Annotated in this window: 25 protein-coding genes and 1 pseudogene; 13 read left to right on the top strand and 13 right to left on the bottom strand. The window is 35.5% G+C overall.

The window, feature by feature from the left end; translation table 11 throughout:
* Positions 1-15 precede the first annotated feature (15 nt).
* From ACFQ0R_RS01495 to ACFQ0R_RS01440, 12 genes are all read left to right on the top strand, one after another.
* Positions 16-615 (top strand): fasciclin domain-containing protein, encoded by a 600-nt coding sequence (locus ACFQ0R_RS01495; RefSeq protein ID WP_379656602.1) that lies wholly within the window; start codon positions 16-18, stop codon positions 613-615.
* A gap of 20 nt (positions 616-635) precedes the next feature.
* On the top strand, positions 636-2,603 hold the full coding sequence (gene nosZ / locus ACFQ0R_RS01490; RefSeq protein ID WP_224460825.1) for a Sec-dependent nitrous-oxide reductase: 1,968 nt from the start codon (positions 636-638) through the stop codon (positions 2,601-2,603).
* Between the two features lie 83 nt (positions 2,604-2,686).
* Positions 2,687-3,292: a hypothetical protein gene (locus tag ACFQ0R_RS01485; RefSeq protein ID WP_379656601.1), complete on the top strand. Its 606-nt coding sequence runs from the start codon at positions 2,687-2,689 to the stop codon at positions 3,290-3,292.
* 1 nt (position 3,293) lies between these two features.
* The gene (locus tag ACFQ0R_RS01480) at positions 3,294-3,746 is read left to right on the top strand and encodes a nitrous oxide reductase accessory protein NosL (protein ID WP_379656600.1); all 453 of its coding nucleotides are present in this window, start codon (positions 3,294-3,296) and stop codon (positions 3,744-3,746) included.
* Position 3,747: 1 nt separating this feature from the next.
* A complete protein-coding gene (locus ACFQ0R_RS01475) occupies positions 3,748-4,995 on the top strand; it encodes a nitrous oxide reductase family maturation protein NosD (protein ID WP_379656599.1) in 1,248 nt (415 codons plus the stop codon).
* Positions 4,989-5,696, top strand: a complete 708-nt coding sequence (locus ACFQ0R_RS01470) for an ABC transporter ATP-binding protein (RefSeq protein WP_379656598.1) — start codon at positions 4,989-4,991, stop codon at positions 5,694-5,696. Before ACFQ0R_RS01475 ends, ACFQ0R_RS01470 begins: the two co-directional genes overlap by 7 nt.
* Positions 5,689-6,471, top strand: coding sequence for an ABC transporter permease (locus tag ACFQ0R_RS01465; RefSeq protein WP_379656597.1), 783 nt, complete (start codon positions 5,689-5,691; stop codon positions 6,469-6,471). Before ACFQ0R_RS01470 ends, ACFQ0R_RS01465 begins: the two co-directional genes overlap by 8 nt.
* Positions 6,472-6,550: 79 nt before the next feature.
* Positions 6,551-7,270, top strand: coding sequence for an iron-sulfur cluster repair di-iron protein (gene ric, locus ACFQ0R_RS01460; RefSeq protein WP_379656596.1), 720 nt, complete (start codon positions 6,551-6,553; stop codon positions 7,268-7,270).
* Positions 7,271-7,283: 13 nt separating this feature from the next.
* A complete protein-coding gene (locus tag ACFQ0R_RS01455) occupies positions 7,284-8,528 on the top strand; it encodes a hypothetical protein (protein WP_379656595.1) in 1,245 nt (414 codons plus the stop codon).
* A gap of 235 nt (positions 8,529-8,763) precedes the next feature.
* On the top strand, positions 8,764-10,086 hold the full coding sequence (locus tag ACFQ0R_RS01450; RefSeq protein ID WP_379656594.1) for a metal-dependent hydrolase family protein: 1,323 nt from the start codon (positions 8,764-8,766) through the stop codon (positions 10,084-10,086).
* A 29-nt stretch (positions 10,087-10,115) separates the two neighbouring features.
* Positions 10,116-10,910, top strand: a complete 795-nt coding sequence (locus tag ACFQ0R_RS01445) for a copper resistance protein NlpE N-terminal domain-containing protein (protein ID WP_379656593.1) — start codon at positions 10,116-10,118, stop codon at positions 10,908-10,910.
* A gap of 13 nt (positions 10,911-10,923) precedes the next feature.
* Entirely contained in the window at positions 10,924-11,973 is a 1,050-nt protein-coding gene (locus ACFQ0R_RS01440; RefSeq protein ID WP_379656592.1) for a DUF481 domain-containing protein, read from the top strand.
* Between the two features lie 109 nt (positions 11,974-12,082).
* Here ACFQ0R_RS01440 and ACFQ0R_RS01435 read toward each other — a convergent pair whose 3' ends face one another.
* The 7 genes from ACFQ0R_RS01435 to ACFQ0R_RS01405 form a co-directional block, all read right to left on the bottom strand.
* Entirely contained in the window at positions 12,083-12,826 is a 744-nt protein-coding gene (locus ACFQ0R_RS01435; protein ID WP_379656591.1) for a VIT1/CCC1 transporter family protein, read from the bottom strand.
* 6 nt (positions 12,827-12,832) lie between these two features.
* Positions 12,833-13,153, bottom strand: a complete 321-nt coding sequence (locus ACFQ0R_RS01430; protein ID WP_379656590.1) for a chaperone modulator CbpM — start codon at positions 13,151-13,153, stop codon at positions 12,833-12,835.
* Positions 13,146-14,057, bottom strand: a complete 912-nt coding sequence (locus ACFQ0R_RS01425; protein WP_379656589.1) for a DnaJ C-terminal domain-containing protein — start codon at positions 14,055-14,057, stop codon at positions 13,146-13,148. The genes ACFQ0R_RS01430 and ACFQ0R_RS01425 overlap by 8 nt, the downstream gene beginning before the upstream one ends.
* Positions 14,058-14,163: 106 nt before the next feature.
* Positions 14,164-15,015: a universal stress protein gene (locus tag ACFQ0R_RS01420; protein ID WP_379656588.1), complete on the bottom strand. Its 852-nt coding sequence runs from the start codon at positions 15,013-15,015 to the stop codon at positions 14,164-14,166.
* A gap of 219 nt (positions 15,016-15,234) precedes the next feature.
* Positions 15,235-15,696, bottom strand: coding sequence for a hemerythrin domain-containing protein (locus ACFQ0R_RS01415; protein WP_379656587.1), 462 nt, complete (start codon positions 15,694-15,696; stop codon positions 15,235-15,237).
* 326 nt (positions 15,697-16,022) lie between these two features.
* Complete coding sequence (locus tag ACFQ0R_RS01410; protein WP_379656586.1) at positions 16,023-19,667, bottom strand: Ig-like domain-containing protein; 3,645 nt, start codon at positions 19,665-19,667, stop codon at positions 16,023-16,025.
* A 116-nt stretch (positions 19,668-19,783) separates the two neighbouring features.
* A complete protein-coding gene (locus ACFQ0R_RS01405; RefSeq protein ID WP_379656585.1) occupies positions 19,784-20,860 on the bottom strand; it encodes a helix-turn-helix domain-containing protein in 1,077 nt (358 codons plus the stop codon).
* A 38-nt stretch (positions 20,861-20,898) separates the two neighbouring features.
* Here ACFQ0R_RS01405 and ACFQ0R_RS01400 point away from each other — a divergent pair, with 38 nt between their 5' ends.
* Positions 20,899-21,027 (top strand): hypothetical protein, encoded by a 129-nt coding sequence (locus ACFQ0R_RS01400; protein WP_379656584.1) that lies wholly within the window; start codon positions 20,899-20,901, stop codon positions 21,025-21,027.
* A gap of 271 nt (positions 21,028-21,298) precedes the next feature.
* On the opposite strand, the gene ACFQ0R_RS01395 is transcribed toward ACFQ0R_RS01400, so the two are convergent.
* The 6 genes and pseudogenes from ACFQ0R_RS01395 to ACFQ0R_RS01370 all read right to left on the bottom strand — a co-directional run.
* Complete coding sequence (locus ACFQ0R_RS01395) at positions 21,299-21,691, bottom strand: group III truncated hemoglobin (RefSeq protein WP_379656583.1); 393 nt, start codon at positions 21,689-21,691, stop codon at positions 21,299-21,301.
* Entirely contained in the window at positions 21,688-21,975 is a 288-nt protein-coding gene (locus ACFQ0R_RS01390) for a hypothetical protein (protein WP_379656582.1), read from the bottom strand. The genes ACFQ0R_RS01395 and ACFQ0R_RS01390 overlap by 4 nt, the downstream gene beginning before the upstream one ends.
* A 76-nt stretch (positions 21,976-22,051) precedes the next feature.
* The gene (locus tag ACFQ0R_RS01385; RefSeq protein WP_379656581.1) at positions 22,052-22,648 is read right to left on the bottom strand and encodes a Crp/Fnr family transcriptional regulator; all 597 of its coding nucleotides are present in this window, start codon (positions 22,646-22,648) and stop codon (positions 22,052-22,054) included.
* 627 nt (positions 22,649-23,275) lie between these two features.
* The gene (locus ACFQ0R_RS01380) at positions 23,276-23,578 is read right to left on the bottom strand and encodes a HigA family addiction module antitoxin (protein WP_379656580.1); all 303 of its coding nucleotides are present in this window, start codon (positions 23,576-23,578) and stop codon (positions 23,276-23,278) included.
* 11 nt (positions 23,579-23,589) lie between these two features.
* Positions 23,590-23,870 (bottom strand): annotated as a pseudogene (locus ACFQ0R_RS01375) (type II toxin-antitoxin system RelE/ParE family toxin).
* A 188-nt stretch (positions 23,871-24,058) separates the two neighbouring features.
* A partial coding sequence (locus tag ACFQ0R_RS01370; protein WP_449314335.1) for a MutS-related protein occupies positions 24,059-24,985 on the bottom strand: 927 nt, incomplete at its 5' end.

The raw sequence follows: 24,985 nt of genomic DNA, 5'->3' as shown, positions 1-24,985 counted from the left end.
TTTAACTACAACTCTATGAACATTCAGTTTTTTATTAAATCAATAGCCTCTGTTTTTGTATTGGTATGTTTACTAGCATGCAACTCTTCAGATAAATCAAAAAGTTCTGAACAATCCGCAGATGGTAAAACAGACATGACCGAAACTTCTACTTCCAATAAAGGACAAGCTTTTATTGAAGATGATAATGGAGATCCAAACGCACTTCAACTAGCAATTGGCTCTGAAGATCACACCACTTTGGTTAAAGCTGTACAAGCAGCAGGTGTCGAAAATTCCCTGGTAAATGTAGGACCACTTACAGTTTTTGCACCAACCAATGCGGCTTTTGACAAACTGGACAAGGCAACTCTTGAAGATTTGTTAAAACCCGAAAACAAATCTAAGCTCGCTAACATTCTAGTCCATCACGTTGCGCCTAGCAACTATCCTGTCAAAACTTTAGAAAAAAACATAGAAAAAGACAGAAAACTTTATATGGCGGATGGTCAATATCTGGAAGTGATAAAAAAAGGGGAAGACCTTTACATCGGTAATGCTAAAATTATTGCTACCGTTAATGTGAGTAACGGCTGGGTACACATCATCGATAACGTATTAATACCAGAAAACTAATTTTTAAAATTAAAACAACAATGAAAACTATTCAAAAACTTTTACTAGGTCTAGGCGCAGGATTACTGCTCATAGGTTGTGGTAACAATTCAAAGGATGGCTCTTCTGGAGCTATGGCTTCTTCCAATGCTGAAAAAGTATATGTAGCTCCAGGTGAGCATGATGAGTTCTATGCTTTCCTATCTGGCGGTTATTCCGGTAACCTTACTGTTTATGGCTTACCGAGTGGCAGAATGTTTAAAGAAATCCCTGTTTTTTCTCAATTTCCAACCAATGGGTATGGATATTCTGAAGAAACTAAAGCCATGCTTAACACCTCTTTTGGCTTTGTACCCTGGGGTGATGCTCACCACCCAGATATTTCCCAAACCAACGGAGAATTAGATGGACGCTGGGTTTTTATCAACGAAAATAACACTCCGCGTATTGCAAGAATAAGCTTAGAGACTTTCGAAACAGAAGAAATCATCGAAATTCCTAATTCAGCGGGAAATCACGCCTCCTCTTTCGTAACAGAAAACACAGAATATATCGTGGCAGGTACTCGTTTTGCGGTTCCAAATCCACAACGTGACATGCCTATTGATGAAATGAAAGGTGAGTTTAAAGGACCTTTAAGCTTTATTTCTATTGATCAGGAGCACGGTCATATGAATCTGGATTTTCAGTTGAACATGCCAGGATTTAACTATGACTTAGCTCACCCTGGGCGAGATAAATCTCATGGTTGGTTCTTCTTTACTTCATATAACACTGAAGAAGCACACTCTATGATGGAGGTTAATGCTTCACAAAATGATAAAGATTTTATCGCAGCTGTAAATTGGCAGAAGATTGCAGAATATGTAGAAAATGGCGGCGGTACAAAAGTAGCAGGTACTTACGCACATAATACTTATGACGAGTCTACGATGACAGCCACTACAGAAATGAAAGAAGGTGTGATCTCTGTAGATCCAAGAAATGTAGAAGGTGCTGTATATTATATGCCGGTACCAAAATCTCCTCATGGATTAGATGTAGATCCATCGGGACAATATATTATCGGTAATGGAAAGTTATCAACTCAATTAAGTGTCTATTCTTTTGATAAAATGATGAAAGCCATTGAAGATAAAGATTATGATGGTGACGCTTATGGTATCCCTATTTTAAGCTTTGAATCTGTTTTGGAAGGTGTTGTAGATAGCGGTGGATTAGGCCCATTGCACACTGAGTTTGATGGAAAGGGCTATGGTTACACTACTTTCTTTATCTCTTCTGAGGTTGTTAAATGGAAAATAGGCACCTGGGAAGTTATTGATAGACTCCCTACCTATTACTCAGTAGGTCACTTAACCATCCCTGGTGGTAACTCAAGAAAACCTTTTGGTAAGTATATGTTTAGTATGAATAAAATTACTAAAGACAGGTACCTTCCTACGGGCCCGGAACTAGAGCACTCAGCTCAGTTATATGATATTACTGGAGATAAAATGGAATTATTGCTTGATTTCCCAACACATGGTGAGCCTCACTATGCTGCTGCTATTCCTGCTGAACTGATCAAATCTAAATCTAAAAAGTATTATGAATTAGAGGAAAATAACCATAAATACGCTGCAAAAAGTGAAGCGGATACACGTGTTGAACGCAATGGAAATGAAGTTCATATTTATGCTACAACTGTGAGAAGTCACTTTGCGCCAGATAACATTGAAGGGATTAAAGTGGGAGACAAAGTTTATTTCCACATCACAAACCTGGAGCAGGACTTTGATGTTCCTCATGGATTTGCAATGATTGGTGCTAATACTTCAGAAATTTTAGTCATGCCCGGACAAACTAAAACCATTACATGGGAACCTAAACGCGAAGGTGTCTGGCCTTTCTACTGTACAGACTTCTGTTCTGCACTTCACCAGGAAATGCAAGGTTATGTAAGAGTTTCTGCTAAAAACAGTAATACTAAGTTACGCTGGTCACTTGATGACGAGTGGAAAGAGTAATGAATTGATTTTAGTGTTTTGATTACTCAATTCTGGGGCGAGTAGATTCTCTGCTCGTCCCTTTTTTATTAAAAAATTAGCTTATGAAAATTGCAAGTATTACCATGATAATTGGTTCTGCACTACTTTTTGGGTTGTTTCTCTACCCGCTTTGGAGCATTACCTTAGAAGCACCTCAGTACCCAAGTGGCATAGGAATGTATATTCACCTCGACGGACTTGAAGGTCATGAAAAACACGATATCCAAAATATAGACGGTCTTAATCACTATATAGGTATGCGCAAACTACCTAAAGATGATGAAATGTGGGAATTCTCTGTATTTCCTAAGGTTGTTGGCGGAATGGCCATAGTGGGAATTATTATAGGTGTTTTGGGATTCTTTAAAAAAATATCCTACAACTGGTTTTTAGGATGGCTTATTCTTATGGTTGTGCTAGGTGTCCTGGGTATGATTGATTTCAATAACTGGATGACAGATTATGGAACCAATCTAGACCCTAAAGCCATTATGAAAATGACAGATAAGGAAGGAAATCCTCTCAGTTATAAACCGCCTTTATTTGGCTCTAAGGACATATTAAACTTTACAGCTCATTCTTATCCGGCTCTCGGAGCAATTTTAATGGGAATAGGCATGTCCCTTACATGTGTAGCCTACATCATCGGATTTAAAAAAGCAAAGTAATATGAAGAAGTATATATTTTTAGCCCTATTATTTATCGCTATTACATCCTGCGACAAATCAGCAAAACCCATTAAATATGGAGAAGACCAGTGTGATTACTGTAGCATGAGTATCGTTAAAAAAACACATGCAGCACAGCTAGTGACTGAAAAAGGCAAACAACACAAGTTTGATGCTATTGAATGCATGGTAAATTATATTAAAGAAGATTCCAAAAAATTTGAAAACGCAACCTTACTTGTCGCTAATTACAATAAACCAGGAGAAATGATACCCGCTAAGAACTCCTCATATTTAATTAGTAAAAACTTACCAAGTCCTATGGGTGCTTATCTCACTGCTTTCAAATCAAAAAATGAAGCTGAAGAGGCTCAAAGCAAACTAGAGGGTAGAGTATACAAATGGGATGAATTGAAAAGTGTCATCAAAAAAGACATTCACAAACATCATTAACATGAAATTATATCTCTTTATTTTTTGCTTTGCAGTCACACTTCTTAGCGGATATTCTCAAAACAGAACAATTGAGGTATGCGCGAATAACTGTGAGTTTTCTTCGATTCAAAAAGCCGTTGATGCTGCTAAATCCGGGGATTCCATTTTCATTAAAAAAGGGATTTATAAAGAACATGATATTTTTATCAATAAGAAATCGCTTCATCTCCTTGGTGAAGAAGGTAGCATAGTAGATATCGACAATAAAGGCTACGGGATTAAGGTGGAAGCTAACGATTTTAGCATTGCCAGTCTTACCATAAAAAACGTTGAAGTAAGCTATACTTCAGATTATGCAGCGATTTACCTTTACAGATGTAATGATTTTAAACTAAAAAACATCACTTTAAAAAAAGCATTCTTTGGGTTTTTAATTGAAAAATCAAAACATGGAATCGTAGAAAATAACAATATATCGGGAGTAGGTAAATCTGAAGCCAGCTCTGGAAATGCTATTCATCTTTGGGATTCAAAGGAATTGATTGTAAGACAGAATAAAGTTTACAATATGCGTGATGGAATTTACATTGAATTTGGAAGCAATAATGTTTTTGAAAATAATTTTAGCCATGACAATATGCGCTATGGCTTGCATTTCATGTTTTCCAACGATAATCGCTACAGTTATAATACATTTCAAAATAATAGTGCTGGAGTAGCTGTCATGTTTTCCAAACGTATTCAAATGAACAATAATGTGTTTAAAAAAAATTGGGGAACCGCTTCTTATGGGTTGTTACTAAAGGAAATCAGTGACGGTGAAATCTACCATAATACTTTTGAGAACAACACCACAGGAATCACAGCAGATGGTTCTACGAGAATAACATATCGTGAAAATGACTTCATAAATAATGGTTACGCTGTAAAATTCGTAGGTGGTAGCTATCAGAATAATTTTTCAAGAAATAATTTCCTCTATAATAACTTCGATTTGAGTTATTCTGGTGGCTTAAATGATAATAGCTTTGATAAGAATTATTGGAGTGATTATACAGGTTATGATTTGGACAAAGATGGATATGGAGATGTGCCTTATCGCCCTGTGAAGTTATTTAGTTACCTGGTAAATGAAACGCCTGAAAGTATCATTTTATTAAGAAGTTTATTTATAGATATCATCAACTTTTCTGAGAAAGTAACTCCAGTTTTCACTCCAAAAAACCTCACCGATCAACAACCACTAATGCGCGAAGTACAATGGTAGAATTTAAAGATATTCATAAAAATTTTGGTAAAAATGAGGTGCTCACAGGCATCAATTTAAAGATTCAAAAAGGTAAAACCACCGCTATTTTAGGTCCTAATGGCTCTGGAAAAACCACCTTAATCAAAATATTACTTGGAATGTGTCATTCAAGTAAAGGCGATATTTTAGTAGGTGAATCCAATACTAGAAACAATTGGTCCTACAGAAAAAATATTGATTATTTACCACAAATCGCCAACTTCCCTGGAAACATAAAGGTGAAAGAAATCATAGCAATGATCAAAGATTTGCGACATCAAAAAACACGTGATACAGAATTGATTGACTATTTTGAACTGGAACCCTACCTCAACACCAAACTGAGTCATCTATCTGGTGGGTACAAGCAAAAAGTAAACTTGGTACTTAGTCTTATGTTTGACAGTCCATTTGTTATTTTGGATGAACCCACTTCAGGCCTGGATCCTCTATCCCTGATTAAATTAAAAGACCTGCTCAAAAAAGAACAGGAAAATGGAAAAACAATCCTGATAACTTCTCACATCATGAGCTTTGTAGAGGAAATCTCAGACCATATCAGTTTTATTTTAGATGGTAAAGTCTATTTTGATGGAAGTATAGACGATTTAAAATCAACCACAGGAGAAACCGATTTTGAATACGCCATTGCTAACTTATTAAAAGACAATCATGCTTAAAATATTAAAATACAGTTTTTTTGATTTGGTAAGAAGTCGTTGGAGCTATGTCTATTTCTTATTCTATCTGCTTTTGAGTTCGGTGTTGTTATTTTTGAACAACGATCTATCAAACACCATTATCACCCTGCTCAATGTTGTGATTGTTTTAGTACCACTCATCGGAACTATTTTCGGGGTGATGTATTACTATGATTCACAGGAATTTACAGAACTGCTCTTGGCACAACCCATTAAAAGGCAATCAATATTTTTGGGGCAGTTTTTAGGTGTGGCTACTTCCCTATCCTTAAGTGTGTTATTAGGCATGGGCATTCCCTTTGCGTTGTATGGTTTATTCGAATCCAATGTTATTTTCGATTTTTTAATTCTGATTGTAGTCGCTGTTTTTTTAAGCTTCATATTTAGTGCTTTGGCTTTCAATATTGCCTTGTCCAATACCAATAAAATTAAAGGATTTGGATATGCCATTTTATTATGGTTGTTTTTGGCAGTCATTTATGACGGTGCGTTTTTGATTGCCCTCATTTATTTTCAGGAATATCCTTTAGACCAGTTTACCCTCATCGCTACGCTGTTTAATCCTATCGATTTATCACGAATTCTAATTTTATTGAAACTTGATATCTCCGCACTACTGGGTTATACAGGAGCTATTTTTAAAGACTTTTTCGGCACTTTAACAGGAAGTCTAGTGTCCTTAGGGGTATTGGCAATGTGGGTAGTTTTACCTTTATGGCGAATGCTTCGTATCGCCAATAAAAAAGATTTTTAATATCCTGAACTTGATTCAAGTCATAAACTAAGGCCTGATCTAGTCGTAATTTTAAGTTATAATTTAAATCCTAAGCATTATGTCCTTAATAAAAGATAAAACAGTTGCTGAGCTGGTCAGTGAAAATATAAATACAGCTCATGTTTTTAAAAAACATGGTATTGATTTTTGTTGCGGAGGAGGTATCAGCGTTGATAAAGCCTGCGAAAAAAATCAAGTTCAATTAGATGATTTACTTGAAGATCTTCAGAATCTGGAAAACAAAGGCAGAACCTATGATTATAAAAAGTGGGACTTGCATTTTCTGGCTCAACATATTGAAAATGTTCATCACAGCTATGTAGAAGAAACTATCCCGATACTGATTCAATATACCAATAAAGTAGCAAAAGTTCACGGCAGCACCAATCCAGAATTGATCCAAGTGAGAGATTTATTTGCTGAAGTCGCTAATGAGTTAACTCCACATTTGAAAAAAGAAGAGCTGATATTATTTCCCTTTATTGCTAAAATGGAACGCGCATTTAAAGAGGCTAAGAAAGTAGAGCGACCTCATTTTGGAACGGTAGAAAACCCTATTGCGATGATGGAAGACGAACATGAAGCCGCAGGAGATCTATTTAAGGAAATTGCTTCTTTAACTCATAACTATACTTTACCGGAACATGCCTGTAATACATATCGAGCTATGTTTCATAAACTAGAAGAATTTGAAAATGATTTACATTTACATATTCATTTAGAAAATAATATCCTTTTCCCAAAAGCTTTAGCTTTGGAAAAGGAAGTCCTTTCATAGTTTGTTTTGATTGATGATGACCCTAAAACAGCATTTTACAAGTAGCTTTTTATATTTACTTGTCGCCGCTGTTTTTGGGTTTTTTCTTAGGCTGGCAGCCACACCATTTAGCTGGGATATTATCGGCAACTACAAATACGTGGTTCATGCCCATTCGCATGTGGCTTTATTAGGTTGGGTATATTTAGGTTTGAGTAGTTTTATAGTCTATTTTTTTATTCCAAAATTTAAAAACAGGAACCATTACACCAAGATTTTCTGGGCGACACAAGCTTGCTTGGTCGGAATGCTTATCGCTTTTCCTGTTCAAGGATATGCTTTTGTTTCAATACTATTTTCAACCTTATTTCTGATTGTAAGTTATGTGTTTTCTGGTTTTATATTAAGGCATACATCCCCAGAATTAAAACCAAAAAAATCATTTTCTCTCATCAGGCATGCCTTGTTTTATATGGTACTATCTTCCATCGGACCGTGGGCTTTAGGAGCGATCATGGCAACTTTAGGAAAAGCATCAGTTTGGTATAAACTGGCTATTTATTTCTATCTGCACTTTCAATACAATGCCTGGTTTGTACTAGCCATTATAGGCTTGTTGGTGTTTATTCTAGAGAAATCTAAATTGAAAATTGAAACCACCTCTTTTACAAAATTTCTGTTCTTTTTTCATACAGGAATCATCGGCACCTTTTTCTTATCCACCCTCTGGACAACCTCACACTGGACTATATATTTGCTTAGTAATTTTGGAAGTCTGTCTTTGTGGCTTGGTCTGTTTTATTTGTGGAAATCGATTAAAAAACCGTTGCATCCATTATATATAGCATTAACTCCGCAATCCAAATTTATTTTAAAAATCATTGTCTTTGTGTTTGTCCTTAAGTTGATCATGCAAACTTTAAGCGGTATTCCTTATTTTGCTGAAATTGCCACTGCTAACTTAGATGTGGTTATAGGTTATTTACATTGGTTTTTCTTAGGCGTTATAAGTTTATTTCTGTTGTTTTTTGCCTCACATTTAGAATGGATTAAGCTTTCAAAATTCAGTATAAGCCTTTACCTCATCGCTTTTGTATCGACTGAATTTTTGATTTTCTATCGAGCTGGCATTGTTAGTTTTAATTGGAATTACTTACCCAATTTAAACACTTATTTAGCTCTAGCCTCCTTGATATTCAGCCTGGCTATTATTTCAATTTTGCTGCAAACACTTTTAGAAAGAAATAATAGACATAAGTGTATTTCCAAAACAGATTAGCTGAAACGGAATCATTCACAGGTTGAGTCTTAATCCAAGGAACTGCAGGCAGACGCAGTCGAAACCTAATTTTTATAACGTCCCCTTTTAATTTCAAGACATTAGTTGTTTAAAGTCGAAGCAGAAAAGACCAAAAAGCAAATTATGGTTAATCACAAACATTAAAAAAAGAATCCGTTTTATGTTAATTTAAAAATATTTGATAATCTTTGTTATCACTAACTTTAAAGTCAATATGATGAGACTTCCCCTGCTTCTGCTTTCTTTTTTCTTCTGTTTCAGTAGTTTACTTGCTCAGCAAACTACATTAATTAATAACGTTGAAATCTTTAATGGTAAAGATCAAAAAACATTTAAAGCTAATGTTCTGATTATTGATAACAGCATTAACAAAATCTCCAAAAATCCTATTGCGACAGACAAAAGCGGGAACACTCAGATAATTGATGGAAACGGGAAGTTTCTTATGCCAGGATTGATAGATGCGCATTACCATACCATGTTTGCGAGTCTGCCACAAATGGTTTTACTCACTTCAGATATTGGATTTGTGAATCTTGCTGCTGCTAAAAACGCTGAAAACCTACTGATGAATGGTTATACAAGCGTGAGGGATCTGGGAGGTCCCGTTTTTGGCTTGAAAAAAGCCATTGACAAAGGTGTTTCCAAAGGCCCAAGAATATGGCCGTCAGGTGCATTTATTTCTCAAACTGGTGGTCATGGTGATTTCCGATTACCCAATGAAATTCCAGCCGATCCCAGTCGTGGATTGTCCTATGCCGAGCGTATTAATGCTGCAGCTATAGCCGATAACCCTGATGCAGTAAGGGTGAAAACCAGAGAACAACTCATGCAAGGAGCAAGTCAGATTAAATTGATGGCTGGCGGAGGTGTTTCTTCTGTGTATGACCCTCTGGATGTAACACAGTACACCCTTCCCGAAATCAAAGCAGCGGTGGAAGCGGCAGAGAATTGGGGAACTTATGTCACTGTTCATGCCTATACCCCACGTGCCATACAGCAGGCCATCAATGCAGGAGTAAAATGTATAGATCACGGACAGCTCATCGATGAAGAAACTGTAAAGCTAATGGCCGATAACAATGTGTTTTGGAGTTTACAACCTTTTATTGATGAAGGAAATACTGGTAATTTATCACCAGAAAGCCGTGCTAAACAATTGGAAATGTATTCCGGCACAGATAAGGCTTTTGCTTTATCCAAAAAATATAAAATGAAAATTGCTTACGGCTCAGATGTCTTATTTAATGCAAAGAAAGCAGCAGAGCCCAATGCACAGTTACTCAAGATGAAACGTTGGTTTAATAATTTTGAAATTCTAAAGATGGCAACTGCAGACAATGCAGATCTTCTTGCTATGTCTGGTAAAAGAAGTCCTTATACTGGCAAAATAGGCGTTATAGAAGAAGGCGCTTTGGCAGATATACTTATCGTTGATGGAAATCCGCTTAAAGATTTGGAGCTATTGAACAATGCAGAAGAAAATCTGGTGCTGATTATGAAAAATGGAAAGATTTTTAAAAATAAGCTTAAGTAATTTCAGTTTAGAAATTTAAAAAATTTGAGATGAGGTCTTTTTTCAGTTTAATTTTAATAATTCTAATGGTTTTGACTTCTTGTAAAGACAAACCAGGCCAGCAAGAAAATAAGGAAGATAAAGCACTCCCAACTGCAGATACTAGTCGAAATGCACTTGATTGGAATGGCGTTTATAAAGGGGTTCTACCTTGTGCTGATTGTGAAGGAATAGAAACTCAAATCACACTGCATAAAGACTTGACTTATGTGAAGGAACAAATCTACTTGGGTGAAACTGATGAAACTTTTACGACGAGCGGTAAGTTTTCCTGGAACGATGCAGGTACCATCATTAGACTAGACCATTCCAAACCAAATGCCTACCAGGTTGGCGAAAATATTCTCTTTGCTTTAGATAGTAATGATAAAAAAATAACGGGTGACCTTTCTGATCTTTATGAGCTTACCAAATCACCTGTTCAAAATCAATTATTTGAAAACTTTTGGAAATTGACAGAACTCAATGGAAAAACCATTGCTTCTTTTGAGGATAGCCAAACAGAAGCACATTTGATTTTCAAAATTAAAGACAATTTGATGGTTGGATACGGGGGATGCAATAGCATTAGAGGTCATTACGAATTAGAAGGCAGTTCAAATAAGATCACACTGATGCCAAACCTTATCACCTTGAAGGCTTGTGAAGACATGACGATAGAGGATAATTTGCTTGAAGCCTTTAAAAAAGTAAATTATTATGAAATTGAAAACGACACCTTAAGATTGCTTGATGAAAGTAAAATCAGTCTTTTGAAGCTGCTAAAAAAGCAACACCAAAACTAAACTTGAAAATTTCATGAAATGTAAGTTCAAGACTTTTGCATATTCACTATTTTCAATCGTAGTTGTATCTGCCGTGTTTTTCAATTGTGATCTCACCTATTCCCAAACAGATTCTCTTCATCTTAAGACAGGAGATATTCTGGTTGGGGAGCTCATGGAAATGAAACAAAACGTCGCAACATTTAAAACGGATTATAGCGATAGTGACTTCAAAATCAAATGGAAAGAGTTAGTTCAGCTAAAAACCAAAACAGGATATTTGATTACGCTTAGTTCAGGAGAACATTTTTCAGGTCAATTAATGAGTACTTTAGACGGAGAAGTTGCAATTGTAAGTCAGACCGATACATTGGCCACCACGACCTTAAAAGATATTGTTTTTCTCAAGCAAATCGACTATTCCTTTTGGGGTAACCTGGAGGCTTCACTAAGTTTAGGCTATAATTTCGCTAAAGCGAATAACCTGTCGCAATACAGCGTTAGAAGTAATTTAGGCTATAGAACCAAAGGCTGGTCTGCTTCAACAAGTTATAACCACATTGTCTCAACCCAAAGCGATGTTTTTACAACTCAGCGTTTAGATGCTAATCTTGTTTACAAGCATTATTTTAAAAGAAAATGGTTTGGATTGGGGGAAGTCAATTGGTTGTCCAATACGGCTCAAAATATTGATCTCAGGACATTGAGTAAATTGGGGTTTGGTAGATATCTTATCCGAACCAATAGTTTGTATTGGGGGTTACAAACAGGGGTTTCATTTAATCAGGAAAATTTTAGTTCAGAAAGTTTAAGCAATAGCAGAAGTAGTTCCGAGGCCTTTTTGGGAACCGAAGCCAATTTGTACGATATAGGCGACTTAAACCTGTTAAGCAGAGTTGTTGTTTATCCGAGTTTCACAGAGTCTGGGCGATGGAGAACTGATTTTAGTGTTGATATAAAATACGATTTACCTTTGGATTTTTTTATCAATCTTGGGTTAAGCTTGAATTACGACAATCAACCTGCAAACACTCCAAACAAAACAGATTATATCTTTCAAACTACCTTAGGCTGGAGCTTATAGGGCTTAAATCAGATCTTTTCTTTGCTGAAATTACTGCTGCCAGCTTAGATGTTGCTACTGGTTTTCTCAGACTCACATGCTTTCTCTTTATGTGACCAATTGGTATTAGCTAAACATTCACCCCAAACAAATAGCCTACAAGGGCAGATAATCCCATGGCAATAGACCCCCAGATCACAATTCTAAGGATAGCTTTTGGAATACCAGACCCACCCGTTTTGGCCGAGATAGCTCCAAGAATAATCAGGGAAATAATAGTAAATCCGTAAAGGTAATATTCCATAGAATCCATCGGGGCAAAAATGGTGACCAGCAAAGGTAAAGCGCCGCCAAAAGCAAATGCTACACAAGAGGTTAAAGCAGCTTCGATGGGTTTTGCCTGATTGATGTCGTTGATACCTAACTCATCTCTTACATGTGCTCTCAAAGCATCTTTTTCAGTCAGTTCTTTAGCAACAGTAAGAGCTGTTTCTTTTTTCAATCCGCGATCTTCATAAATTTTGGCTAGCATCTGTAATTCCAACTCTGGCATCTCTTCCAGTTCTTTTTTCTCTCTTTCAATATCTGCTTTTTCAACATCGGTCTGAGAGCTTACAGAAACGTATTCTCCTGCAGCCATAGATAGTGCTCCAGCAACTACGCCTGCTGTAGTCGCAAGCAAAATAGGGTCTCTTGTTAAACTTGCGGTGGTTACCCCAATAGCCAGACTAGCCGTAGAAATAATCCCGTCGTTTGCACCCAGTACTGCTGCTCTTAACCAGTTGCTTCGCTGTACAAAATGTGGGTCTAAATAACTGTCGATATTTACCGCTTTGTCATCTTTATCTACGCCTGTTCTATCGGTGTTTACCATTGCTTTTTACTGAAATCTGTCATCTGTTTGTTCGTTTAATTTGAATGCCTTTAACTTGTTTTTAGTTACTCTTAATTCTTCCTGTAAGTCGTTGATTTGATACAGTAAATTATGAATGACGTCTATACCTTCTATATTGATATTCAACTCATAATGAAATTGAATGGCTCTTTCCAGAGTTTTTAGCTGTTCATTTAAAATGTATTTTTTATCATCTAAAACAACAATCTCAATCACGCCATACTCGTTCAAAGTCTTGATAAAAGAAAGATTGATATCACAGTCTGAGCAGAATTGTTCAACAAGTATCAAATTATTTTCATCCATGATCTCTTATATTTTTTAATTCTGTTAGTAATTCTTTTTCTTTTTGAGACAGGTTTGTTGGTAATTTCACTTCATAAGTGACAAACAAATCCCCATATTCATTCTCCTTTTTATAGACCGGAAAACCTTTGCCTTTCAATTTTATTTTTGTGCCAGATTGGGTTTCTGGTGCAACTTTAAGCTTAACCTGACCATCAAAAGTATCTATCAAGACTTCCCCACCCAGCAAAGCTGTATAAAGATCTAAATCTGCTGTGGTATATAAATGCTTTCCGTCTCGCTTAAATTTAGTGTCATTTTTTATAGAAAATGTAATGTATAAATCTCCATTCGGTCCTCCATTTGCCCCTGGAGCACCATGACCGTTTATTTTTATAACCTGACCATTTTCAATACCTGCAGGAAAACTTAAACGAATTTTCTTGCCATTAACAGTAAGGGTTTGCTTTTGTGAGGTATAGACATCTTTTATATTTAGATGTAATTCAGCATTTAAATCCTGCCCTCTATATTTAGTTTGTCTTGCTCCTCTTCCCTGACCTCCAAACATCGATTCAAAAAAATCTGAAAAATCTCCGGAAAACTCATGTTGACTTGAACTTGCACCAGCACCTCCATAGGCCTGTTGCTGTTGTCTTTGCTGTTGCCGCTGCCGCTGAGCTTCTTTAAATTCATCTGCGTGTTTCCAGTCCTTGCCAAACTCATTATATTTTTTCCGTTTTTCTGGGTCACCCAACACCTCATAAGCCTCGTTCACCTGTTTGAATTTGTTTTCAGCCTCTTGATTGTTGGGGTTTAAGTCAGGATGGTGTTTTCTGGCAAGCTTACGATAGGCTGCTTTAATCTCTTTTTCAGTTGCCTTTTTGGTTAGTCCTAAAATTTTATAATAATCAATAAATTCCATAGTTTATAGTTAAGCGTCACTGTTAAACACCTGATTCAAAATTAAAACTTTATAGCAAAACATCTTAAAAGTGGATTAGAATAAGTCATATATTGGTCCGTGACTTCTATCGACTGCCGGTCTCAAGGTGAAACACCAAAACCGGGATATCCAAATGATTGATAACAGCTTCACTTAAACTAGGCGAAAACAAACGGGATAATTGCGATTTTTCAGAAGTGGCTATAGCAAACAGACCTGCTTCAGAATTTTCCATAAAATATTGGATTCCGCTTTCTTCATTAAAGGCATCTACATGATGTTTACCACAATCGTTTTCTGGACATTCTTCACAAAACGAGCTAAGCATTTGCTGTATTTGCTGGGTTTCCCTAAAGTTATAAGGTGTGTTGATGTACAATAAATCAATACCAACCTCAAGGTCTGTAGCGAAATTCAGCATTTGTTTAAAAAATGGCTTTTGATTTTTTTCAAAGGTAGAAGCCATAACAATTCGACTAAATGCATCACTACTAAAGGGTGTTTTTACAACTAAAATAGGAATTTTAATACGACGTAATATCTTTTGTGCATTAGACCCTATAACAGATTCCTTAATGCCTTTGGAACCATGAGAGCCCATGATGATCAAATCATATTTATCTGCGTTGATATGTTCTGGTATATTCTCAACTCCTTCATTAAATATTAAGGATTCTTTAGTTTTCACCCCTTGTTTTGAAAAATCAATGGACATAGCCGATAATTTAGCTTTTGCGTTTCCTATCTCAGCTTTTGTCTCAGGATATAGCTTTTCTTTTTCCAGGGGAAGTTTTGACCACTCTACAGGTGTATTGATAAGGTGTAAAATTTCTACCTTAGAGTTTATTTTTTTACCGATTTTTAAGGCATAAGCTGCAGCGCTTTCAGAGACTTCAGAGAAGTCCGTGAGCAGTAAAATGTTGTGAATTGTTTTCATAATATCCTAAAATAAAAACTAACATTTGGCCATATTAAATTTACTAAGATTTCACTTACCTATACTTCATGATTAATCTTTATGCAATAAAATATTTAATCCTTCTATAAATTTACTAAAAATTAAGAAATAGAGTGTGTTATTCAGAAATAAAACTGATGAAAATTATATGAAAACATAAACCGCGTTCATTTATCTCAGCTTAAAACAATAGTGGTATTACTTCCAAAATGGATTAGGCCAAACTTCACAGGCTTGTTGTGAATCATGAATGTCATGAAACTCCTTAAGCTGTTTTTCATTCAATTGCTTTTGAATCAAATTAAACAACTCTCGCTCCTCCAAACGAATGTGCTTTTGAAGTAACTTATAGATCCTTTCAAAATCTAAATAACTCTTGGACTTTACATCAAAAAAAGATTTCAATTCATGATGCTGTTGTTTTGCTTTTTTAACCAATTCGTGTTCATCGTCTAGTCTGGGAAACAACTGTGTTTCTTCCATTTCAAAATGCGGAACCAAGTGATGTTTCCAGAACCAGGTCGCATACTCTTCCATGTCCTGAAGCTCAGCCTTTTTTGCCACTCCTTTCTGTAAGCGCAAAGCAAAAATAAGCCCATCGTGATGTTCTCTGCTTAGATTCTGTAAGGCTTTATGTCTTTTAATCGGCTTATTAGTCATAAATTCCTGACCTATTAATTTCTTTAAAAATTGAACTTACGAATTATTTTTCCTACTCATATACATCTGCATAAAAATATGTGAGGCCATATTTTGTTTGTCTATAATAAAGTGCACATATTAAAACACCAAGGCCTGGCCTTGTTTCTATTTTTTTATGGTAAGGATAACCTTCATGGTCACCTTTATGCATTTGTGCTTTAACAACGGCTCATCTTTACATATTCTCATTTTGAGTCAATCTTTTGAAGACTCGTTTCATAAAAAAACCTGCCAGGTGATGATCACCTGGCAGGTTTAAAATACTTAATGTCTATAATATAGAGCTATTTTTTAATAATCACTTTTCGGGTTTCATTAACGCGAGGACCAACGAATCTGAACAGGTAAACCCCTTCATTTAAAGTGCTCACATTTATGGTCTGAACCCTTTGGTTAATGAGGCTTGAGCCCATTAGTTTACCAGTTAAGTCGTACATATATAATTCTACTTCGTTTGTGTCAATTCCTCCGTAGCTTACCGTTATTTCGCTTCTGGCAGGGTTTGGATATAAACCGATGCTGGCGCTGAAATCTTTCAGGCTTAGAGTGCTTAAATTAAGTTCGCCTGATACGCCTTCGCAATTGTTATTAGTGACAACAACGGTATAAATTCCATTTACGCTTGGTTGGAAGGTTTGAGAAGTTGCACCTTCAATTACATCTTCTCCCAAATACCATTGGTAAGTTTCAAAAACTCCGGTTTCTAAACTCTCACTGTTGGTATCATAACTAATTGTTGGCTCTGGAATTGAGTTTACGGTAACTTGCACCGCAGTTCTTTCACTTTCACAGCCGTCAAGGTTAATCCCTGAAACATAATATGTACCTGAATTGATAGATTCTGAAGGATTCAAAGAGAAAGGTGTATCGATATTAGTATACCAACTTAAATCTGTACCAATTGCATCTAAATCTGCCACTGTGGAAGCTCCACAAAAAAATTGTTCCTCAGCGATTGGCGCATCAGGAACTTCAGATATATAAATGGAAACCTCAGTTCTTTCACTTTCACAAGCATTGACAGTTTGTGAGACATAATAAGTTCCAGTGGTAATGTTTGCAATATGACTTAGAGCATCGGTATCGTCTACTTCTAAATACCACTTAAGCATATTGCCTTCACCTTGTAAATCTGCTACGATTGTAGTACCACAGAAAGTTTGTGATTCTACAATTGGCGCTTCCACTAGTGCAGGTTCTGTAATGGTAACAGTTACAATAGCAGGTGTATTATCAATAAGAGAAGTACCACAACCATTGGCATCTATTACCGCTAAATTATAAACCCCAGAAGTAACTCCTGATAAGGTTGGTGAAGTAGATCCGTTACTCCATTCATAACTATAAGGTGGTGTGCCGCCTGAAACTTCAACAGTGGCAGAACCATCGGCAGAACCGTAGCAAGAAACATTATTTTGTGAAACAACTGTAGCCGTTATTTCAGTACTTACATTCACCTGAACACTACTTCTTTCACTTTCGCAAGATGAAAGTTCATTAAAAGTAGAAACATAGTATGTACCTGTAGATAAAGCGGTATCGTTAGATAAAGCTGTTCCTCCAGTAGCTGTATCATAATATTGGTACACAACATTGTTTATTTCTGAAACAGGTAAATCAGAAACATAAGCGTCAAAGCAAAGCTGTTGCGTTGCTAAAGTTGGTGCCGCAGGCAATTCAGTTATGCTTACAGCGACTTCAGTAACCTCACTCTCACAGGTATCGACAGTTTGAGATACAAAATAAGTGCCGCTCAAAAGTGCGGTTGTACCGCTTAATTCATCGAAGTCTGAATTGTACCAGATTAGATTTTCGCCTTCAGCCTGCAATTGACTAACTGTTGCGCCACTGCAAAATACTTGATTTGCTTCTGCTACTGGAGCAGGCGATTCAGTTACAATAACATCAATTGATTTTGAAGTAGAACAGCCACTGGGGTTGGTCACAGTAAGTGTATAAGTACCAGCCTCATCAACTCCTAAATTCAATTCATCTGTTGCTCCAAAAATTACACCTCCATTACTGGCTTCCCATAAATAGGTATTGCTAGGCGTAACTTTAAAATTAGAAATAGTTACTGTTGCAGAGCCCAAGGCATCATTAGAGCTTATGGCTAACAATAAATTTTCACCTGCTGGTATGGAAATACTATGAACACCGCTTTGACCAGAGCTTCCTTGCTTTGAAAAGCCTGTAAATAAAAATAAGTTCATTGAATTTGTCCCAACAAGCGGGAAATCATTTTCTGCAATATCCCCCGCTGAATAACTCCAGTCAAATGTAACTGTAGCATCGTATGGCATCTCAATGTTGGTAGAATTAACCGTTGGTGTAATTCCAGAACCAGTGTTACTGCTTACCATTTTAAGGGTATTATCAGTAAAAGTAATGCTGCCATTTGAATGCGACTGAGTAAATTGATCCCAGTTTGCTTCTGCAAATTCTCCCACAAAACCAACAGCACTTTGTGCGTTTGGATCATTTACCTTAGGTTCTAACATAAGACTACCAAATTCACATTTGCTTTCAGTGTCATTGGCCGTAATAACAGGCAATTCATTAACTACAATTTCTAGAGTTGCGGAAGAAGCACATTGTCCAGAAGTTGGCGTAAACGTATAAGTAGTAGTTTCTGTATTATTCAATTCAGGTGACCAGGTCCCCGAAATATCTTCTACCGAAGTGGTAGGCAAAGCATCTAGGGGTTCTCCAGCGCAAATAGCTGCAATAGGCTCAAAAGTTGGGATTATTATTGGATTCACCACAGTATTTGCCACTTCTGTTAAAAAGTTTGAGGATGTCCCCGTTAAAGCAAAACCTGACAAAACACCATCAAGACCACTAGCGGTTTCATCGGTCAAAGATGTTATACTTGAGTTATCTTGACTACCTAAACCTTGGTTAAACTTATAGTACGCTATTAAACCTGCTTCTGTACCTTGTAATTCACAATTGATATTACTTTGAATTTCTACTAAAGACAGTGCTCTTTTCCAAATACGAACCTCGTCAATATCTCCATTAAACGTTGCACTTGAACCATAGGCTCCTATTTGAATATTTCCGCCAATAGTTGGAGGCACACTATTATTCTCACTAACTAATGTACCATTTAAGTATAATTTCATAGTTGTACTTGGTGCATCATAAGTAACTGTAACTTGATTCCAAGTGTTTAATAATGATGCCGCACTAGCAAGTACATGTTGAAAACTTCCATTATTACCTGCTCTAATATTTCCGTCCCAAATCCAAAACACTTCGTTAGTATTTGATAAAATATTATGTCCTGCACTTGAAGAAATATCTGTAGGTCTTATCATTGCTTGTTTTGTATAAGAATCACCTGCTGAAATTAAGTTTGTTAAATTTACATAATCATCAACGCCATCAAAATTTAAATGTGTCGATGGGTCTGCAGTTACAAAAGTTTTAAACCACAAATCATTGCTATTAGAAGCGGAATTATTAGTATACAAAATACCTCTGGGATAAGGATCTCCGGTCAAGGCTTGAGTTTCAACATTACCAGAGAATTGTAAATCTAAGGTGTATGTGCTTCCAGCTGTAATAGGAATACTTTGAGACAGAGGTATATCCAATTCTTGATACGTGAATTGATCTCCTACTGTTAAAACCTCTATAGTGGTTGTATTTAAAACAGTACCCGCATATCCATCACCAGACAATACCCTCAACTGTAAGTCACCAGGAGTAAAGGTGCCTGAAATATTTAATATCCTAATGTTAATCTGAGATAAATTTCCAGTAACACCAGCTGTAAATGATTGACCAACACTATTAGTAGAACTTATGCTAAAAATGGCGCCTCCTATATTCTCTGGAGCATTGGATTGATCTAATGTTTGTGAAAAAGAGGTAAACGCTATAAAAAGCATACCCATTAAAAAGTAAAATTTCCGATTCATAAATTATGGTTTTATATATTTATGAAGCAAAACTACTTTCTTGGAAATAATTCGAGTAGCCCATTCCGACAAATCGATAGCCCATTCGGACATATTTCAACTAATGGTACAATAAGTTAGCTTGCAGGGCTATCAGGGCGATAAGCCGAAGGAAGCTTTCCGTATTTTTTCTTGAATGCCGCACTAAATTTACTAGGGCTATCATAGCCTACTTGATTGCTAATATGCTTGATTTGAAGTTCTGTTGTTAAAAGAAGCTGCATCGCCAACTGCATTTTTTTATCGATAATATATTGCAAAATAGTGCTTCCATAAACCGATTTGAAATCCATTTTTAGTTTGGTAGAGGATATATTCAGTTTTTGAGCTAGGGCTTCAATTCCTATAAAAGGTGCTGACAAATTGGAAGCTATCATACTTTCGCATTTTGCAATTAGCTTATAATCGGCTGCACCATTTTCCTGGTAACTTTCATGCCGCAAATCGGCAAATACATTTTTAAAAAAAGAGGAAATCAAGCTTAAGCTCTGTGCTTTTAAAATGGTTTCACTAAACACATCGTCATTAAATGTTTTGAATGTGTGTAAAATTTCATGGGCTTGAGCTACAGCATTGGGCACTATGTCCTGATAGGAAATAAATCCTTTATCAGAATCTAAAAACTTTTTAAATGGAATTTCAGCACCCAGCTTATCAAGTGGTATGTGTTTTTCCAACCAGTCTGGGCTGATATAGAAAATATAAAATTCGCATTTAGAACCTTTATAAAAACTAGCTCCAACATCGGTGCCTGGCTTTTTGAAACCCCAGAATTTATTAAAGAATGGCACCTTATCTATGAATGTGTTTTGAAGTTTAACTTCACTTTCAAAGACAGTAAATGTTATGGAATAATGCTCACTGGGAATGGCCGTGTCATAAACAGATTTTATTATGGAGTTATGCTTGAATTCTAAGTTAGTTATGCTAAGCCACAAGCCCTCATCGATTTTTCGATAGTGCATTTCTCCTTTAATAAAAGGATTGTTTCTGTAAACGACTTGATCTTCAGGGATATGTTTACTTCCTGGCGAATTGATGGTTGACTTTATAAATAATTCAGGCGTATTTGCTAAATATGGAAATTCAAAAAAACCATTATTAAAAAAATTTAAATTAGGCTTTACAAACTGGAACCATTTTGATAATTTCATGTTTTAGCTTTGAGAGTATTCAGCCTAATTACTTTTTTATGAGCAAAATTTTAAAGTTGAACAATAATACAAACTTTAAACAAATGTCTGAAGAAGAATTGGGGTTTATCCCTAAAGATGCTGTGAAAATAAATTATCGATTAGTCAGTCAAACTCTCGAAAACTGAAGTTTTTTTGACAGACCTGATACATGAATTCTAAGTTTTTTTTATAATAAAATAAGACGTGTTCCATTCAGCGAGCTTACTGTAGAAAATAGATTGTAAAAAGTTTAGTTGGAAATTAAAGTCAGGTTGCACAAGTAGTACCATTTCTGTTGCAAATCATAAGTTGAATAAAAGGTATTCAAATCTGAAGTTTTTCTATTACCAGAGAAGTATGCGCATATAAATGATGCTCCAGGAAGAGCTGGAGACGTATTTAAGATAAGTTTTCCTTTCAGGAGTCTATAGTCCTGTTCATATACATCTGCATAAAAATATGTGAGGCCATATTTCTGGCGTTGTTTTTGGCACGATTGGCCAAATCGCCTTCAAAATAATCGTCGATAGTTTCGAACCAAAGGTTTAACCATATTCCAAAGTGTTTTTGTTCTATACTTTCATTAAAATTTTGGTCAACATTTATGTGAGCCTGCTTTGGATTGCCTTTATATTTTCGTTTAAAAAATAAATTGGTTTCCCAGAAATCAATTAGTTTTTCAAGATGCTCGTCCCAGTCCTTTATCATTTCATTGAAAAAGGGACCGATCTCTTCGTTTTTACGAACTTTTGTATAAAAACGATGGACTAGTTTAGAAACATCCGCTCTTGTCGTTAGATCTGTTTTCATGAAATAAAAAGATAGTAAGCAATACTAAGCACGCTTGATAAAACACTTATCACTTGTAGATAGAAAACCAGTTTTGACTTAATCCCAACCAAAACGGCTGCGTTATAAATCATGGCAACTATGACAATCCAGCTCAAATGAACGACATGAAAAATAGAGTTTCCATCTGCCAGCACCATCATAGCAGCTATAGATCCAAGGCAACTGGAAACAATGATGCCCAGAATAGAATTGGCCATATAAAACCTTTCAAAATCATCGGATAGTCTTTCAATAATGTCCATTATATTTTTCTTCTAAACTACAGGTAATTGCTCCTACTGTTTATGATTTGAATCAGGTCTTAATTGAGTATGCTAATTATCTGAAAATCTTACGATTTTTAATTTCAATTTCACCTTTCTTTTCCAAAGCTTTGCATGCTCTAATGACCGTCTCAACTCGCAATCCTGTTAAATCCGCAATCTGCTGACGTGTTAAATTGACTTCCAGGATTTCATGTTCTTCCAGATTTTGAATATGCTTTTTAGTATAGTCCAGCAATCGTATGATGCGATGTTCGGGCTCTTGAGATGAAATTTCTGAGGCCATAATGGCTTTATAGTAAAGCCGGGAAGCTAATGCTTCAGAAATCTTAAGATGCACTTGAGGATGTGTCTTCAACAGCTCAAAAAAATCATCTTTTGGTAAACGAAAGATTTCAGCATCGGTGATCGCTTCGGCTCCTGCCGGATAGGCTACATCAGCAAATAAGGGCGGTTCACCAAAACTTTGGCCAGCATAAAAGATGCCCTGAATAAATTCCTTTCCATCCCTGTTGATGTTATTCATTTTGACTTCACCAGACTTCACTTGAAAATAAAATTGGGCTTTGCTGCCATAGTCGAAAATAATATGGCCTTTCTCAACTTCAAGAAGTTCTGCATTATGCTGCAATAATAAGTTAGGATCGATCATAAATATCCTTGTTTTAAAGGTTTAGTGGATGTTAATCTAATTGAGTCTTGTACTTTTCAGTAGCCAAATTTAAGTGTTTAATACTTGAAATATTAAGTAGTTGTAGTATCAATACAACTGTCTAAGGTAAAATCATATTAATTTTATACTCATCTTTTTAAAGTTCAGGTGACAAATAAATATACCTTTTTTGAAAACCAGCCATCAGAAAAATCCCTGGAGCTTAAAGTAATTTTTCTTTTGGAATCAACAGAAAGTAATTCAGTATTGTAGAAAAAGTATGGCGAAGCGAGTGAAGTTTTTTTTAAGGGTTTACAGCTTAAATAATTGATTTGACCTGAAGTAATACTGACAATGACCTGATAAAAACCCATATACCAGCTGTAGTTTATTTAGATTAATGTACATAACTTATCTAAATAAAGTACATTATCTATTTATTTAATGTACTTTATTTTGACTAAACCTCAAGAGCTTTTTATTGCACCCTCAAACAAAGTAAGAAGTTCCTCAAGTGCATAAATAAAACCTGATATAAAAATTAGAAGTAAATGAGATGGGGCTTAAAAGAAGAAGATCATAAATGTGAACGAAGATCAGGACGACTGTTTTTCATAGGATGCGCTGTTAGGCAACGTTTTTATCAGCGTACTGTTTAATTTCATTCAGTTCTTTTCCCTTATTTTCCTTTCCTTCTTCGATATCAAAATCGTCCTGAAGTCCGAGCCAAAATTTAGCTGAGTTTCCAAAATATTTACTCAATCGTAATGCCGTATCAGCTGTTATTCTACGTCGACCTTTTACGATTTCAGATATCCGAGTTTGAGGTATTTTCAAATCTTTAGAAAGTCGATACGCCGAAATTTCGAGTGGCTCAAGAAATTCGTGAAGTAAAATTTCGCCAGGATGTACATTTGCTAACTTTTCCATTTTCTCTGTTTTTAGTGATAATCGACTATTTCTACTTCGCTCGCATTTCCGCTATTCCACTCAAAAATTATTCGCCATTGCTTGTTAATTCTAATGCTGTAAAATCCACTTAAATTTCCGCTCAGCTTTTCAAGTTGGTTAGATGGTGGAATTCTTAAATCAGCTATGTTTTGCGAATTATTCAACATTCTCAATTTTCGGCGTCCAATTTTTGAATATCAATCGGCATTTTCTTTACTCGATATCCATTCCAAATTTGTTCAGTCTCTTTCGATCGAAAAGAAACAATCATAGTATTGTTTTACATTACTAACGTCAAAGATAAGTAAAATTTTCTAATTGGAATTCGAAATTAAATGTTGCCTAACGTTTCTCACATATGTGTTTGTGGCAGACACACAAACGCAAGTTATTTATTTTACTTTTTCTTTTATAAACACACCGAAATTTTCGTTTCAGTACCAAATCTCGCCATTTTTGTTATGTGCTTTTGCCAGTAGTGTTTTTCTCTAAATACGTTTTGTCTAGTTCTTTAGCTAGCCCATTTGCTTCTTTCACAACTTCTTTAGGATAATCATTAATTTCAAGTATCCTAATTGCGTTTCTTTTATTTAGTTTTCCTTTTTTCAGCTTATAGTCAAAAGCTATGTTAGTATCATTTATTGTTTCGCTAAAATGATATAATTCGTATTCATCCGATAACATATCAGTTAATTCAATGTCATGGGTTGAAACCAATACTTTATTATTATTCTTTGTTAAAGCTGATAAAACGGATTTTCCAGCAGAAATTCGCTCTATTGTATTTGTACCTTTAAAAATTTCATCTAAGAGAAAGAGGTTTTTATTTCCATTTCTACTCTCATTAAGCATTTCCTTTATAGTTAAAACCTCTTCAAAATAATAACTTTTATCATTCATCAAATCATCACTTATTCGGATAGCTGAAAACACTTTTAACAATGGAAAAGTCATTGATTTTGCAAAACATGTATTAATTGTAAGGCCTGTTATAATATTTAGTCCAATTGTACGAATAAAAGAAGTTTTTCCAGACATATTTGAGCCTGTAAGAAGTATAGATTTTTCATCAATTTCAATACTATTAATTGTACAATTTAAAATTAGGGGATGACTAATATCATTAGCAATAATTTTTTCACCATCATTAATAGTTGGTATACAAAATGATTCAATTCCTTTTCTCAAAGATGCTATGGAAATCAGCATATCAATATGCCCAACAAACTTAAAAACACATTCTATTTCTTCTCTTTTTGTATCTAATTTTTTTAAAACGCTAAATAGTACGAGTGGTTCAAGTAGAAAAATTGTTTTTAAAGTCTCAAGAATCACCCAAATAAAAATTCCAAACTCACCTTGTAAAGTAGATTCAATTTGAAAGAA

Source organism: Psychroflexus salinarum (assembly GCF_042677225.1).
In the GTDB taxonomy this organism is placed as follows: domain Bacteria; phylum Bacteroidota; class Bacteroidia; order Flavobacteriales; family Flavobacteriaceae; genus Psychroflexus; species Psychroflexus salinarum.
Note: the sequence above shows the minus strand (reverse complement) of the source record. Positions and strands in the feature narration are given on the sequence as shown.

Bases quoted from the DNA above. Each gene is read 5' to 3' on its own strand.
- ACFQ0R_RS01405 (WP_379656585.1), bottom strand. From the start codon at position 20,860: ATGAAATTATCAAAATGGTTCCAGTTTGTAAAGCCTAATTTAAATTTT.
- nosZ (WP_224460825.1), top strand. From the start codon at position 636: ATGAAAACTATTCAAAAACTTTTACTAGGTCTAGGCGCAGGATTACTG.
- ACFQ0R_RS01480 (WP_379656600.1), top strand. From the start codon at position 3,294: ATGAAGAAGTATATATTTTTAGCCCTATTATTTATCGCTATTACATCC.
- ACFQ0R_RS01495 (WP_379656602.1), top strand. From the start codon at position 16: ATGAACATTCAGTTTTTTATTAAATCAATAGCCTCTGTTTTTGTATTG.
- ric (WP_379656596.1), top strand. From the start codon at position 6,551: ATGTCCTTAATAAAAGATAAAACAGTTGCTGAGCTGGTCAGTGAAAAT.
- ACFQ0R_RS01410 (WP_379656586.1), bottom strand. From the start codon at position 19,667: ATGAATCGGAAATTTTACTTTTTAATGGGTATGCTTTTTATAGCGTTT.
- ACFQ0R_RS01425 (WP_379656589.1), bottom strand. From the start codon at position 14,057: ATGGAATTTATTGATTATTATAAAATTTTAGGACTAACCAAAAAGGCA.
- ACFQ0R_RS01475 (WP_379656599.1), top strand. From the start codon at position 3,748: ATGAAATTATATCTCTTTATTTTTTGCTTTGCAGTCACACTTCTTAGC.
- ACFQ0R_RS01440 (WP_379656592.1), top strand. From the start codon at position 10,924: ATGAAATGTAAGTTCAAGACTTTTGCATATTCACTATTTTCAATCGTA.
- ACFQ0R_RS01450 (WP_379656594.1), top strand. From the start codon at position 8,764: ATGATGAGACTTCCCCTGCTTCTGCTTTCTTTTTTCTTCTGTTTCAGT.
- ACFQ0R_RS01435 (WP_379656591.1), bottom strand. From the start codon at position 12,826: ATGGTAAACACCGATAGAACAGGCGTAGATAAAGATGACAAAGCGGTA.
- ACFQ0R_RS01420 (WP_379656588.1), bottom strand. From the start codon at position 15,015: ATGAAAACAATTCACAACATTTTACTGCTCACGGACTTCTCTGAAGTC.
- ACFQ0R_RS01455 (WP_379656595.1), top strand. From the start codon at position 7,284: ATGATGACCCTAAAACAGCATTTTACAAGTAGCTTTTTATATTTACTT.
- ACFQ0R_RS01470 (WP_379656598.1), top strand. From the start codon at position 4,989: ATGGTAGAATTTAAAGATATTCATAAAAATTTTGGTAAAAATGAGGTG.
- ACFQ0R_RS01380 (WP_379656580.1), bottom strand. From the start codon at position 23,578: ATGGAAAAGTTAGCAAATGTACATCCTGGCGAAATTTTACTTCACGAA.
- ACFQ0R_RS01465 (WP_379656597.1), top strand. From the start codon at position 5,689: ATGCTTAAAATATTAAAATACAGTTTTTTTGATTTGGTAAGAAGTCGT.
- ACFQ0R_RS01485 (WP_379656601.1), top strand. From the start codon at position 2,687: ATGAAAATTGCAAGTATTACCATGATAATTGGTTCTGCACTACTTTTT.
- ACFQ0R_RS01390 (WP_379656582.1), bottom strand. From the start codon at position 21,975: ATGGACATTATTGAAAGACTATCCGATGATTTTGAAAGGTTTTATATG.
- ACFQ0R_RS01385 (WP_379656581.1), bottom strand. From the start codon at position 22,648: ATGATCGATCCTAACTTATTATTGCAGCATAATGCAGAACTTCTTGAA.
- ACFQ0R_RS01395 (WP_379656583.1), bottom strand. From the start codon at position 21,691: ATGAAAACAGATCTAACGACAAGAGCGGATGTTTCTAAACTAGTCCAT.
- ACFQ0R_RS01430 (WP_379656590.1), bottom strand. From the start codon at position 13,153: ATGGATGAAAATAATTTGATACTTGTTGAACAATTCTGCTCAGACTGT.
- ACFQ0R_RS01445 (WP_379656593.1), top strand. From the start codon at position 10,116: ATGAGGTCTTTTTTCAGTTTAATTTTAATAATTCTAATGGTTTTGACT.
- ACFQ0R_RS01400 (WP_379656584.1), top strand. From the start codon at position 20,899: ATGAGCAAAATTTTAAAGTTGAACAATAATACAAACTTTAAACAAATG.
- ACFQ0R_RS01415 (WP_379656587.1), bottom strand. From the start codon at position 15,696: ATGACTAATAAGCCGATTAAAAGACATAAAGCCTTACAGAATCTAAGC.